Source organism: Synechococcus sp. PROS-7-1 (assembly GCF_014279795.1).
Classification (GTDB): domain Bacteria; phylum Cyanobacteriota; class Cyanobacteriia; order PCC-6307; family Cyanobiaceae; genus Synechococcus_C.
The window spans coordinates 204,332-217,381 of record NZ_CP047945.1 but is presented as its reverse complement, the minus strand read 5'-3'; the positions used below and the strand labels follow the sequence as shown (position 1 = coordinate 217,381).

The following is a 13,050-nucleotide window of genomic DNA, read 5'->3' as shown; positions in this document are numbered from 1 at the left end:
TAGAATTCTCGTCAAACTAGACATTAATGTTTAAAATCATTCAGCTTTTTCCATCTTCACCCCAGCCAGATCACCGGCTCCGCCCTTGGCCTCCAAAGCCTTCTCGAGCCCCTCGATGTCTTCGTCAGTGATCTTGGTCTGCATCGGGCAGTGCTTCGGTCCACACATCGAGCAGAACTCGGCCTGCTTGTAGATGTCGGCCGGCAGAGTTTCGTCGTGATACTCCTTGGCGCGCTCGGGATCAAGTGACAACTCAAACTGCTTGTTCCAATCGAAGTTGTAACGGGCACGGCTGAGTTCATCGTCGCGGTCGCGGGCACCAGGACGATGGCGTGCGATATCAGCCGCATGGGCCGCAATCTTGTAGGCAATCAAACCTTCACGCACGTCTTCCGCATTGGGCAGACCCAGGTGCTCCTTGGGGGTGACGTAGCAGAGCATCGCCGTGCCATGCCAGCCAGCCATCGCCGCACCGATCGCGGAGGTGATGTGGTCGTAACCGGGGGCGATATCGGTGACCAGGGGACCCAACACATAGAAGGGAGCCTCGTTGCACTCCTCCATCTGCTTCTTCACGTTGAACTCGATCTGATCGAGGGGCACGTGGCCCGGACCCTCCACCATCACCTGCACGTCGTGGGCCCAGGCGCGGCGGGTCAGTTCACCCAAGGTCTTCAGTTCAGCCAGCTGCGCCGCATCCGAAGCATCGTGCTGGCAGCCAGGCCGCAAGGAATCACCAAGAGAGAAGGTGCAGTCGTAGCGCTTGAAGATCTCGCAGATGTCGTCGAAGCGCGTGAACAAGGGGTTCTGGCGGTGGTGATAGAGCATCCACTGGGCCAGGATGCCGCCACCACGGCTCACGATGCCGGTGAGACGTCCCTTCACTTTGGGCAGGTGCTCAATCAGCAAACCGGCGTGGATGGTCTGGTAGTCAACGCCCTGCTGACAGTGCTTCTCAATGATGTGCAGGAAATCGTCCTCATCGAGCTTCTCGATGGAGCCGTGCACGCTCTCCAAGGCCTGATACACAGGCACCGTGCCGATCGGCACTGGCGAGGCCTCGATGATCGCCGTGCGCACCTCATCCAGGTTCACACCACCGGTGGAGAGGTCCATCACCGTGTCAGCGCCGTACTTCACCGCCAACTTCAGCTTGTTCACCTCTTCGGCCGCATCGGAGGCGTTGGGGGATGCGCCGATGTTGGCGTTCACCTTGCACTTGCTGGCGATGCCGATCGCCATCGGCTCCAAACCGGTGTGATTGATATTGGCCGGGATGATCATGCGGCCCCGGGCCACTTCCTCCATCACCAGCGACTCGGGCAGATTCTCACGCTTGGCCACATAGGCCATTTCTTCCGTCACCACGCCTTGGCGGGCGAAGTGCATCTGGGACACATTGCCCTGTCCGCGGCGGGACTCAACCCAGGAAGCGCGCATGATTCGTTCAGCGAGAGAACTGCCAGGGGCCGGCCCATAAGCCGCAGATCACGCGCATTCACTTCCCTTGCGCCGGCATCACCCGGATCAGGTTCGGAGGGTGTGATCTCAGCCCAGGCCTCCAATGGAGAAGGCCTCGGGCACCCCTAGTGGTGCTCAAAAGCTAGCAATAGTCAGGGCAAGCGGGGGATCAACCTCCCTGAAGACCATTCAGCGCCGCAGCCACCACCCGATGGTCCTGGTCCTGCTGCAAGGGTTGAAGCAGGGCGCGGGCCTGCTCGCCGATGGGGACACCCTGGGACTCGCGCACGATCCGCCCGAGAATTTCAGCACCGCTCACCCGCACAGTGCCGTCGCCATCAGCGATGGCGATCTCGGCCAGCTCCAACAGCCAAGCCAGGTTGATCTCCGGTTGTTCCGCCAGTCCAGAGAGGATGCTGCAGCGCACCAGCCAGGCGCCATCGGCACCAAACGCAGCGCGCAGCAACGGCCAGGAACGCACCACGCCATAGCTCACGAGGGCATTGGCGGCCTCGGCCCTCACATTGGCGTCCTCATCGCTGCTGAGAAGCTGCTCCAGCACGGTCCAGCCCTGGTCAGTGCGTTTGTAGCCCAAGCCACTGCAACTGAGAGAGCGCACCAGAAACGCCTGCTGCTGCGTTCCCAGCACCAGCAGGGGCACCGCCTCCTCATCGCTGCAGAAGCGCAGCTGGGTGAGAGCGGGCATCGCCCGGGTGGGATCCCCGGAGCCAATGGCCTCCCTGAGGGCGTCGAGATCCGGGGCGTCCCCCGGGGGGGTCTGGGGGCTGGATGCCATCGGGTCAGGACTCCTCGAAACGATTGCTGCGCAGGGCCACCAACAGCCGATGACGCCGACGCCGCCGGCCCACCACGGCATGGATCACCAGGCCTGTACCCACCAGGATGGCAGGGAGAGACTGCAATTTGTCGGCACCCTCCCGTTGCAGTAGAGCCACCACACCCAGCAACACCAACAGAGGAGCTGCCAAGGACAGCAGCACATGCAAGCGGGTGCGAGGTGGCCGGTTCATGCCGGAGGCTCCCAGGCGAGAAGCGCCGCCGTCAGCACGCGGATTCCCACCGCCAGACAGGCTTCATCCGGCAAAAAATGACCGTTGTGCAGGGGCGCGCAGCCCTCAGGCCCGGCCACCCCCAAACGGAACATCGTGCCGGGCACACCCTTGAGCAGCTCGGCAAAATCCTCAGCCCCCAGGGAGGGCTGCTCCAGCCTCAACACCTGGGTTGCCCCCAGCTGCTCGATAGCGCAGCGCTCCAACAGAGCCGTAAGGGCAGCGTCGTTGTGCACCGGAGGCGAGATGCAGCGGTAGTGCACCCGAGCCGTGGCGCCGAAGCCCGCGCACAGGGCCTGCACGGTGTCTTCGATCCAGGCGGGCAGACGGTCATGCACATCCGTGCAGAGACAACGCACCGTGCCGAGCAGACGCACCCGATCAGCGATCACGTTGAAGGCCTTCCCCCCTTCGATGTGCCCGAAACTCACCACCACCGGATGCAAGGCATCGAGCCGGCGACTGATCGCCTCCTGCAACCCGGTCACCACTCGCGAAGCGATCCAGATCGCATCCACCGATTGATGCGGACGGGCGCCATGCCCTCCTTCACCGATCACTTCGATCTCCAATTCACCCGCCGCGGCCGTCAGGCTGCCGCTGCGCACGCCGATGCTGCCAACCGGCAAGGACGGGAACACGTGCACGCCGAACAATCCGTCCAGTCCGTCGGTAGCTCCGGCATCGCGCATCCAGCGCGCACCTTGGGCAAGCTCTTCAGCGGGCTGGAACAGCAGGCGCAGGCCGACAGGCTGCTCCGGCTCACTGGCCAGCAGCCGGGCCACCCCCAGACCGATGGTGCTGTGCAGGTCGTGGCCGCAGGCGTGCATCACCCCCTGGCGCAAGGAGGCATAGGGCAGACCCGTGCGCTCCTCCACCGGCAGGGCGTCCATGTCCACCCGCAACCCAAGCTTGGGACCCTGCTCCGGCCCGAGATCCGCCACCACACCGGTGCGTCCCACACCCTCACGCACTCGCCAGCCGGCCTCCCGCAAGGCACCCGCGAGCAAGGCGGCGGTCTGGTGCTCTTCGCCGCTGAGCTCGGGATGGGCATGCAGGTGGCGGCGAAAGTCCACCAACTCCGGCAGCATCGCTTCCAGGCGCTCAGTCCAGGGCAACGAAGAGGTCATGACACCTCCAAAGCGAGAAAGCGCTCGAGATCAGCGATCGGTGTCGGCGGCCAGCGCCGCACCTGGGCCAGCCAGGCCGAATCCCGATAACTGGGATCCAGTCCGGCAGCCGCAGCCCAATGGCTTTCGGCTTCGCCGCGGGAGCCCTGCCGCCAGAGCAAAGCGCTGAGTGCGGCACGGGCATCAGCAAACAAGGGATAGCGGCGAATGAGATTGCGCAGCTGACGCTCAGCTTCCGCAAGATCCTCAAGCTGGTAGAGGGCCAGGGCATCACTGGAGCGAGCCATGGCAAATCCCGGGCGGGCATCGGCGGCTTGGCGATACAAACGCTGGGCTTGGGTCCAGTCGCCCTCAGAGCCACGCACATTGCCCAGGTTGTAGAGCGCCGAAGCATCGAGGGGATCGCGCTGAAGGATCCAGTCGTAATCAGCCGCGGCCTCAGGCCAACGCTGCAAGGCTTCCTCGGCGGTACCCCGATTGAGATGGGGATCGGCATCCTCCGGTGCCAGGGCGATCGAGCGGGTTTGATCGGCGATCGCCCCCTCAGGATCCCCCAGCATCAAGCGGATGTTGCCGCGATTGCTCCAGGCAGCAGCATCCCGCGGCGCCAGCTCCAGCACTTCATCCCAAAGGGGCAGCGCTGCCTCCGGATCGCCCTGGCGGCTCAGGCTCAAGGCCCGCTCAAACAAGCGCGGCAGGTCCCCGGTATCAGGATCGCCTGCCGCCATCACCGGCCCGGGCAGAACCAGCAGGGCGAACAACACCACCAAGGCGAAAAAAGAACGCAACAGCAAGGACAACCGAGTCATGCCACCTGCTCCTGGGACTCTGGCCAACCGAGATGGCCCCGGCCCGCGGCGGTCACCACCCGGCCCCGGGGGGTGCGCTGCAGAAAACCAAGCTGAAGCAGGTACGGCTCCACCACCGACTCCAGGGTGGCCGGGTCCTCACCAAGGGCGGCCGCCAGGGTATCGAGGCCGGCGGGACCACCGCCATGGGACTGCAGCAGTAGTTCCATCAGGCGGCGATCACTGGCATCCAACCCCCGGCCATCCACGCGATGCAGGGTGAGAGCTTCATCCACCAGAGCCTGATCAATGCAACCCTCACAGGCCCGCACGCAGGCCACGTCGCGCACCCGCCGCAACAGGCGGTTGGCAATGCGGGGGGTGCCCCTGCAGCGGCGGGCGATCTCCGTGCAGGCCGCCGCACTGAGTTCGAGATCGAGCAGGCCGGCAGCCCGTTCCACGATGGCCTGAAGATCCTCCAAGCCGTAAAACTCGAGCCGCTGAATCAGCCCGAAGCGATCGCGCAACGGCGAGCTCAGAGCCCCGGCCCGGGTGGTGGCCCCCACCAGCGTGAAGGGAGGCAGGTCGAGGGCACGGGTGCGCGCCGTGCTGCCCTTGCCCACGGTGAGATCCAGGCGACGATCCTCCATGGCCGGATAGAGCAGCTCTTCGGCCACCCGGCTCAGCCTGTGAATCTCATCGATGAACAGCAGATCCTTGGGCTGCAGGGTCACCAGCAACCCCACGATGTCGCGGGGGCGCTCTAGGGCCGGTGCACTGGTGATCCGGCAGGTCACCCCCAGCTCTTCGGCGAGCACCATGGCCATGGTGGTTTTGCCCAAGCCGGGGGGGCCGTAGAGCAACACGTGATCGAGAGCCTCGCCGCGGCCGACGGCCGCCTGCACGGCAATGCCTAACACCTGCTTCAGCTCGCGCTGACCGATGTAATCCGCAAGGCGCTTGGGCCGCAGGCTGTCCTCCTTGGCACCAGACCGTCCTGGATCGAGGTCATCCCCTGCCTGCCGGGCCCCGTCCACCACCCGATTGGGGACGCGATCCGGCCGCGAACCCTGGGATGCGGCGTTGGAGGAAACGATCGCCATGATGGAAGGGTACCGACCCCTGGATAGGGTCGGGGAATCAAGCGGCTGAGAGGCCTGAAGGGGGATGGCCAAAGGAGGAGGCAAGAAGAGTGCCGCTGCTGCGCGCGCCGCAGCCAACCGGCTGCTGGCGGATAACCGCTTGGCCCGGCATCAATACGACATTCTCGAGACGCTCGAAACCGGCATCGAGCTGGTGGGCACCGAGGTGAAATCAATCCGGGCCGGGCAGGCCAACCTGCGCGATGGGTTCTGCCTGATCCGCAATGGAGAGCTGCAGCTGCACAACGTGCACATCTCCCCCCACACCCATGCCAGCGGCTATTTCAACCACGACCCGTTGCGGGTGCGCCGCCTACTGGCGCACCGACGAGAGATCGACAAACTGCGCGGCCAGTTGGACCAGAAAGGACTGGCGCTGATCCCCCTCAACCTGCATCTGCAGGGCTCCTGGATCAAGCTCACCCTGGGACTGGGCAAGGGGCGCAAACTCCACGACAAGCGCGCCGCAGAAAAAGACAAGCAGATCAAGAAAGAAACTCGCGCAGCACTGTCGCGTTACTAATTCGAAACGAGAGCGGAACTAGTTCGTGTCAGAAGAGGAAGGCTGCGCGTCTGCCTCCACCACCGGCTGGGACGCCTCCTCAGCGGGTGGCTCCTCCACCCCTGCCGGCTTCGGACCGGGCGGCTCCGGCAAGGTTTCCACGGGGCCCTCGGCCCCGGTGGCCGGATCGGGGATGGGATTGGGATCCACATCGGGCAGGGGCTTGGGCTCCGGGAGATCCGCCCGACAGGACAGGGTGAGCAACCCGGAGGACACGCCGTCGTTGGTGATCAGCACCTGCACCGGCGATCCAGCGTCTTCGCTGAGGGTCACCACCCGCAGCGGCCCGCGATCGGCGGCCACCTCCCCGTCGGCGCCGTACACCGTCATCTGCATCAACGGTGTGCCGTTGATGCCCAATACCAAGCGTCGGCCGGCCGGGACGGTGATTGAAATCAAGCGGGCTCCGCCTGCGGGAACCCGGCTCGAGAGCACGGTGGGCGCGCCGGCACGGGCCTTCACCGCTTCGATGCGCACATCCTCCAGGCTGCGCAGTGCCGCCGCAAACCACAGTTGCCGGAACGGTTCAGGTGGCTTCACCCCCGTGGCCACACCGGGCAGAAGCGTCTGCGCCGATGCACTCACCAATTGCTCCACCACCCGGGCATTCACCCCCTGCTGCACCAGCGCCTGGCGCTGCTTTTGCCAGTCGGCATCTTTGAGGCGGCCCAGTCGGGCGCGCAGCATCGGCGGTAGCTGCTCCACCCGGGCCAGCCATTCCTCGGCCAGCTCATTCCAAACCTGCCTGAGCGGGGCATCCTCGAGGGAATCACTGGGCAGGCGGCCATTGCGCTCGGGGAAGCGGGCCAGCAGGCTGGCATCCACTAGTTGCAGGAACCAGCTGCGATCCACTTGCAACGCCCTCAAGCGGCTCAACAGTTGCTGGCGTTGATCCACTTCCGCCGGGGGAAGGCTGGCGGTGGGAGAGCGACCGATCACATCCCGCTCGGTTGATGGTGCCGATCCAGGGGGATTGCCGCGACTGAGCAGGAACCATCCGATCGCCGTCCCCACCAGCGCAGACACCAACAGGGCAGCCACAACCGGCCAGAGCCTTCCCTCCGCGGCTTGCTGGCGCTGTTCGGCGCGGGGACGGGGCCGCTCGGATGCCTCTGCTGTCGCCCCCAAAGGCGGCAGGTCTGGCGACGGTGGCGGCGCCTGGGGTGCTGCCACCACCACCGGTGCCAGCACCAGGGTGCGGTCCGCCCGAGGCTGGGGTCCGGTGGACTCGGGCATGGTGACCCGCTGCAACGCTTTCAGCGCCTCGCTGGCGGTGGCAAAACGCCGATCCCCCTGCTCGGATAACAGGCGTTCGAGAACCGTGCGATAGGGCAACTCCAGATCCAGATCCGCCGGCAACATCCAGTCGTCGGCTTCAGACGCCAGGAGCTGTTCGGGTGGACGGCCGCTCAGCAGGGTAAGGGCCGTGACCCCCAGCGCATGCAGATCCATCCAGGGCGCAGCGGGCTCCTGCCGCCCCTGGGCTCTGGGGGCATAGGCCGCCGAAGCCCCGGGAATCGGCTGCTCACCGCTGCGCTGCAGCAAACCGAAATCGATCAACACCGGCAGACCGTCCTGGTCGCGCCGGAGCAGATTGCGGGGATTGAGATCGCCATGCACCAGCTGCTGGCCATGCAGCACGGCCAAAGGCGGCAGCAGCTGGCGCAGCAGCAGGAGCACTTCGCCCGGCCCGAACACCAGCTGGCGCTCCAGACGCTGCGCCTGGATCTGCAGCAGGCTGGAGCCCTCCTGCCATTCGCGCACAAGCCAGAGGCTGCCCTGCTCTTCCAGGAGCCCACCGAAGCGGGGGATCTGGGGATGCAGCACCGACTGCATTGCCGGCCATAACCCACGGATGCGCTCCGAAGCCTGGGCATCCCGGAGCTGACGCACCGCCACCGGCGCACCGGCGGCCATCTGATCCGCCGCACACCAGAGCGTTCCCTGGGGATGATCTGGATCCGCAGACAGGCAGCGATCCAGGCGGTACCGGTCAGCCAGCAGGGTGCCGATCACAACGTGGAGGCGGTGGTGGGCTGAATGGTAGGGGCAGTGTCCTGCTGACACCGGGGTGGGTAGCCCCTAGGGTCACCGCCAATGCGCCCAACCGCCATGGCTTCCGGCACGCTTCTGACCCGGCTGATGGCCGTGCGGCATGCCAGCGAAGCCCTGATCGAGCCGCTGGACACCGAAGACCTCAACCTTCAGGGCATGGCCGATGCCAGCCCTCCCAAATGGCATCTGGCCCACACCACCTGGTTCTTCGAAACGTTTGTGCTGCGGCCCCACCAGCCGAGTTATGAACCGGCCGACGCCCGCTGGGGTTACCTGTTCAACTCCTATTACGAAGCCGTCGGCCCCCGCCAACCCCGTCCCCAGCGAGGCCTATTGAGCCGGCCGCCGATGCGGGAGGTGAGCCAGTGGCGGACCCGGGTGAACGAAGCCCTCGAACGCCTGCTGGAGAGCAGCGACGATGCGCCCTGGCTCGACCTGGTGGAGCTGGGACTGCAGCACGAGCAGCAGCATCAGGAACTGATGTTGATGGATCTGCTCGACGGCTTCAGCCGCCAACCGCTCGAACCGGCCTACCGGACGGACTGGCAGGAGCCCGCATCAAGCGGCAGCGATGGCCACCACCCCAGCTGGTTGGCCTGCGCAGGCGGCCTCGTGGAGGTCGGGCATGCCGGATCCAACTTTCACTTCGACAACGAAACCCCCCGGCACCGGGTGTGGCTCGAGCCGTTCCAGATCGCCGATCGCCTCGTGACCAATGGCGACTATCTGCAGTTCATCAACGCGGGTGGCTACCAGCGCCCCGAGCTCTGGATGAGCGAGGGCTGGGCGGAATGCTGCCAACGGGGCTGGCGGGCACCCCGCTACTGGCGCGGAGATGCCGGCGGCGACGGTCCCTGGCACTGGGAATTCACCCTTGGAGGACGCTGTCCCCTGGCGGAGCACAGGCCGGTGCGCCACCTCAGCTGGTTTGAGGCGGACGCCTATGCCCGCTGGGCCGGCGCTCGCCTTCCCAGCGAGGCGGAATGGGAACTGGCCAGCCGCACCCAGGGCGAGCAGCTGCAGCAAAGCCACGGCGAGCTCTGGCAGTGGACGTCGAGCCCCTACCGCCCATACCCGGGATTCCAGGCGGCCAGCGGTGCGGTGGGCGAGTACAACGGCAAGTTCATGACCTCCCAATTCGTGCTGCGGGGCAGCAGTCAGCTCACACCCAAGGGCCATTCCCGCGACACTTATCGCAACTTCTTTCCCCCGGCCAGTCGCTGGATGGCGGCCGGCCTGCGCCTGGCCCGATGACCACGCTCACGCCATCGAAACCGGAGCTGATCGATCTGCATCCGCCGGCGGCGGACATGCTGCGCCTGGTGCGCCAGGGCCTGCAGCAGGAACCGCGCCAGCTCCCCGCCTGGTTCCTCTACGACGCGGAAGGCTCACGCCTGTTTGATCAGATCTGCGAGCAACCCGAGTACAGCCTCACGCGCACGGAGATTGGGCTGCTGGAGCGCTCGGCTGCAGAGATCGCCACCGCCCTGGGAGACGGGGTGATCGTGGAGTTCGGCGCTGGCAGTGCCCGCAAGGTCGGCCCCCTTCTCAACGCCCTCCAACCCTCCGCCTATGTGGCCCTCGACATCAGCGCCGACCATCTCCGCCAGGCCACAGCCGCCCTGCAAACGCGCTATCCGGGCGTGCCCATGCTGGGCATCTGCTGCGATCACAGCGCACTGAAAGCCCTGCCGGGGCATCCTCTGCTGCAGGGCCAGCGCCGCATCGGCTTTTTCCCGGGAAGCTCCCTGGGAAACTTCACCCGCCTGGAGGCTGTTGCGCTGCTGCGGCGCTTCCGCCAGCTGCTTGATGGCGGACCCCTGCTCCTGGGCCTTGATCAACCCAAAACACCTAAATGCCTCGAAGCGGCCTACGACGATGCCGCCGGCGTGTCCGCTGCCTTCGCCCGCAACCTGCTGCATCGGCTGAACGCGGAGCTTGGGGCCACATTCGACCCCGAGCGTTTCCGCTATGAAGCGCGTTGGCAGGTCGCTGAGCACCGGGTGCGCATGGCCCTGGTGAGCCGAGAGCCTCAGTCGGTGTGGATCGCTGGTGAGTGCTGGCATTTTGCTGCCGAGCAACCGCTGGTCACCGAATACAGCGTGAAATACACACCGGCCATGGCCCGCGCCCTGGCCGCGGAAGCGGGCTGGCGTTGGCGGCAGCGCTGGCACGACCCGGCCGACGATCTTTCCCTGCATTGGCTGGAAGCGGCAGACTGAGTCCAGCAGTGGAGCGGGGCGCCGCCATGGGTCGAGAAGAGCAACGCCGCACGGTGCGACTGCAGCGGGAATCGCTGATGGAGGAGCTGGAAACGGTCTACCGGCAAGCCTTCGAAAGGCTCAGTGAGCTAGAGCTGGGGGACGGGTCGGTGGCCCGACTCACCCAGCTGCTGCTGCGCTCGCGGGATGGGGCGATCACCCCGCTGCAGGAAGAAATTGAAGCGCCATTGATCACCCGGGCTCCGGATGAGACCGTTCACGAGGCTGTGGACTGATGGCTCCGACCTGGCTGGATCAACTGGAACGCAACCTGGAGGATCGGCTCAATGCTTTTCTTCAGGCCAACCCGGACCAGGATCGCTTGCTGCGCCAACAGCATCTGCAAGACCGCCAGCGCGACCTGAACCGCCGCCGCGATCAGATGCAGAGTCAGGCCAAAGACCTGCGCCGGCAGCTGTTATCCCTGGCGGAACAGGTCCAGGCCTGGGGTGAGCGCAGCCGCAAAGCGCACGCTGCCGGGGAAAAGGAACTGGCGGCACGCGCTGAACGCCACGTGCAGACGTTGATGGAGCAGGGCCGGGATCTCTGGAGTGAACTGGAGACGCTCGGCCGCGATTTTCAAGGCCTGGACAGGCAGATCAGCGAGTTACGCCAACAGGCTTCAAGCCAATCGAAGGGACGCAGCCTCGATGAAGACTGGGCCCTCTTCGAAGCCAGACAGGAACTGGAAGAGCTCCGGCGCCGCCAAGGACTCGACTGATCGCCCCTTGATCACGCAGCCTTGATCAGGCCTTGGGCGCGGGGGGCTCCAGGCTCACGTTCTCCGGCGGAGGTGTGGGATCGGGATCGGCAATCAGCATGTGCTGAAGCACGATCTCGGGGCGCTCACTATCGCGCCAGCGAATCCGGTAGGCGGGCATCTTGGTGCCCCGGCTGGTGGTCTGCTCCACAGGCTCCATCACCCAGCCGCGGCGGGAACGGCCCTGGGGATTGCGCTTGACCACCGCATCGGCGTGCTTGAAGCGGAAACCTACGCGCTCACCACTCATGGGAAAGGGACCATGCCACTGTGCACCATTATCCACCCCGAGGGTGCCCAAGCGCTGAGTGGATGGTCCAGCTTGTCGCTCAGCCCTCCGGACGCAGCAACGGGAAGGCGATCACATCCCGGATGGAAGGACTGTCGGTGAGCAACATCACCAGGCGGTCGATGCCGATGCCCAGACCTCCCGTGGGGGGCATACCCACTTCCAGCGCCTGCAGAAAGTCCTCATCCACCCCCTGGGCTTCCTCATCGCCGGCCGCCCGACGGGCCTGCTGAGCCTCCAGGCGCCCGCGCTGGTCGACCGGATCAATCAACTCGCTGAAGGCATTAGCAGTCTCCCGTCCAACGATGAACAGTTCGAAGCGCTCCACCAGGCCGGGTTTGCTGCGGTGTTTGCGGGCCAGAGGTGAGATCTCCTCGGGATAATCGAGCACGAAGGTGGGCTGAATCAGGTTGGCTTCCACGGCATGTTCAAAGGCTTCATTGAGCAAACGGCCCACCGAATCGGCAGTGTCTGGAACCGGGAGCCCCTGGGCTGCCATGGCCTCTGCCGCCGCCCCCCGATCCTTGAAGGCCGTGAAGTCGAGGCCGGTGGCCTCCTCCACCAGCTCATGCATCGTCGCCCGGCGCCAGGGCGGAGTGAGATCGATCTCTGTGCCTTGATAGGTGAGCTGCGTACCGCCACACACCTGCTCACAAACCGACGCGATCATCGACTCAGTGAGGTCGATCATCCCTAGATAATCGGTATAAGCCTGATACACCTCCACCGAGGTGAACTCAGGGTTGTGGCGGGTGCTCACCCCCTCGTTGCGGAAGATGCGACCGAGCTCGTACACCCGCTCAAAACCGCCCACCACCAAGCGTTTGAGATGCAATTCGGTGGCGATGCGCAGGTAGAGCGGCAGATCCAGGGTGTTGTGGTGGGTGATGAACGGGCGCGCATCGGCTCCACCCGCCTCCGACTGCAGCACGGGCGTTTCAATCTCCAGGAACTCGCGCTCGTCAAGCCAGCGCCGGATCGCACTCACGGTCAGCGCCCGGCGGCGGAAGGTCTCGCGCGACTGGGGCGTCACGATTAGATCGAGATAGCGCTGGCGGTAACGCTTCTCGACGTCCGCCAAACCATGCCACTTGTCTGGCAGGGGCTGCAGCGACTTGGTGAGCATGGTCCACTCCGCCACTTTCACCGACAGCTCCCCCCGGTCGGTGCGGCGCAACGTGCCACGCACGCCGATCAGATCACCGGCGTCAACCAGAGATGTGATCTGCGCGAACGCCTCACCGAGCGCCGCCTTCTCCAGGAACAGCTGGATCGTGCCGGTTTCGTCGGCCAGGGTGAAGAACGCAAGCTTGCCCATCACCCGCCGGGTCATCACCCGGCCGGCAACGGCCACCGCGCAATCCCGCTCCTCTCCCTTGGGCAGATCGGCATGGTCGCTTTGCAGCCGAGCCATCCGATCGGTGGGGTCAAAGGTGAGGGCATAGGGCTCCCGGCCCTGGTCGCGCAGGGCAGACACCTTCTCGAGGCGGGTCTCACGCAGATCGGACACGGGGGGGATTGCAGTCGGCGCC

At 65.5% G+C, this 13,050-nt stretch carries 14 protein-coding genes and 1 riboswitch; of the genes, 5 read left to right on the top strand and 9 right to left on the bottom strand.

The features are described 5' to 3' along the window. Window positions 1–36: 36 nt before the first annotated feature. From thiC to ruvB, 6 genes are all read right to left on the bottom strand, one after another. Window positions 37–1,440 (bottom strand): phosphomethylpyrimidine synthase ThiC, encoded by a 1,404-nt coding sequence (thiC, locus tag SynPROS71_RS01030; protein ID WP_186596082.1) that lies wholly within the window; start codon window positions 1,438–1,440, stop codon window positions 37–39. Window positions 1,441–1,486: 46 nt separating this feature from the next. Continuing rightward, window positions 1,487–1,598: riboswitch (TPP riboswitch) on the bottom strand. Window positions 1,599–1,630: 32 nt separating this feature from the next. Further along, entirely contained in the window at window positions 1,631–2,257 is a 627-nt protein-coding gene (locus SynPROS71_RS01025; protein ID WP_186596081.1) for a HEAT repeat domain-containing protein, read from the bottom strand. A gap of 4 nt (window positions 2,258–2,261) precedes the next feature. After that, the gene (locus SynPROS71_RS01020) at window positions 2,262–2,492 is read right to left on the bottom strand and encodes a DUF3188 domain-containing protein (protein WP_186596080.1); all 231 of its coding nucleotides are present in this window, start codon (window positions 2,490–2,492) and stop codon (window positions 2,262–2,264) included. Further along, the gene (locus SynPROS71_RS01015; RefSeq protein ID WP_186596079.1) at window positions 2,489–3,661 is read right to left on the bottom strand and encodes an amidohydrolase; all 1,173 of its coding nucleotides are present in this window, start codon (window positions 3,659–3,661) and stop codon (window positions 2,489–2,491) included. Before SynPROS71_RS01015 ends, SynPROS71_RS01020 begins: the two co-directional genes overlap by 4 nt. Then, window positions 3,658–4,470, bottom strand: coding sequence for a tetratricopeptide repeat protein (locus SynPROS71_RS01010; RefSeq protein WP_186596078.1), 813 nt, complete (start codon window positions 4,468–4,470; stop codon window positions 3,658–3,660). The genes SynPROS71_RS01015 and SynPROS71_RS01010 overlap by 4 nt, the downstream gene beginning before the upstream one ends. After that, on the bottom strand, window positions 4,467–5,552 hold the full coding sequence (gene ruvB / locus SynPROS71_RS01005) for a Holliday junction branch migration DNA helicase RuvB (protein WP_186596077.1): 1,086 nt from the start codon (window positions 5,550–5,552) through the stop codon (window positions 4,467–4,469). The genes SynPROS71_RS01010 and ruvB overlap by 4 nt, the downstream gene beginning before the upstream one ends. Before the next feature lie 64 nt (window positions 5,553–5,616). Between ruvB and smpB the strand changes: the two genes are divergently transcribed. Then, window positions 5,617–6,114: an SsrA-binding protein SmpB gene (gene smpB / locus SynPROS71_RS01000; RefSeq protein WP_186583847.1), complete on the top strand. Its 498-nt coding sequence runs from the start codon at window positions 5,617–5,619 to the stop codon at window positions 6,112–6,114. 18 nt (window positions 6,115–6,132) lie between these two features. Here smpB and SynPROS71_RS00995 read toward each other — a convergent pair whose 3' ends face one another. Further along, entirely contained in the window at window positions 6,133–8,169 is a 2,037-nt protein-coding gene (locus SynPROS71_RS00995) for a protein kinase (RefSeq protein WP_186596076.1), read from the bottom strand. A 96-nt stretch (window positions 8,170–8,265) separates the two neighbouring features. Between SynPROS71_RS00995 and egtB the strand changes: the two genes are divergently transcribed. From egtB to SynPROS71_RS00975, 4 genes are read left to right on the top strand one after another with little or no spacing between them, the layout of a single operon-like run. Then, a complete protein-coding gene (gene egtB / locus SynPROS71_RS00990; protein ID WP_186596074.1) occupies window positions 8,266–9,462 on the top strand; it encodes an ergothioneine biosynthesis protein EgtB in 1,197 nt (398 codons plus the stop codon). Further along, window positions 9,459–10,430: an L-histidine N(alpha)-methyltransferase gene (gene egtD, locus SynPROS71_RS00985; RefSeq protein WP_186596072.1), complete on the top strand. Its 972-nt coding sequence runs from the start codon at window positions 9,459–9,461 to the stop codon at window positions 10,428–10,430. Before egtB ends, egtD begins: the two co-directional genes overlap by 4 nt. 26 nt (window positions 10,431–10,456) lie before the next feature. Then, window positions 10,457–10,705 carry a hercynine metabolism small protein gene (locus tag SynPROS71_RS00980; RefSeq protein WP_186597796.1) on the top strand — a complete coding sequence of 83 codons (249 nt, stop codon included), beginning with the start codon at window positions 10,457–10,459 and terminating at the stop codon, window positions 10,703–10,705. Further along, the gene (locus tag SynPROS71_RS00975; protein WP_186596070.1) at window positions 10,705–11,190 is read left to right on the top strand and encodes a hercynine metabolism protein; all 486 of its coding nucleotides are present in this window, start codon (window positions 10,705–10,707) and stop codon (window positions 11,188–11,190) included. The genes SynPROS71_RS00980 and SynPROS71_RS00975 overlap by 1 nt, the downstream gene beginning before the upstream one ends. Before the next feature lie 25 nt (window positions 11,191–11,215). Here SynPROS71_RS00975 and SynPROS71_RS00970 read toward each other — a convergent pair whose 3' ends face one another. Further along, complete coding sequence (locus SynPROS71_RS00970) at window positions 11,216–11,479, bottom strand: hypothetical protein (RefSeq protein WP_006042532.1); 264 nt, start codon at window positions 11,477–11,479, stop codon at window positions 11,216–11,218. A 79-nt stretch (window positions 11,480–11,558) separates the two neighbouring features. Further along, a complete protein-coding gene (gene lysS, locus SynPROS71_RS00965) occupies window positions 11,559–13,028 on the bottom strand; it encodes a lysine--tRNA ligase (RefSeq protein WP_370586834.1) in 1,470 nt (489 codons plus the stop codon). Window positions 13,029–13,050: the final 22 nt, after the last annotated feature.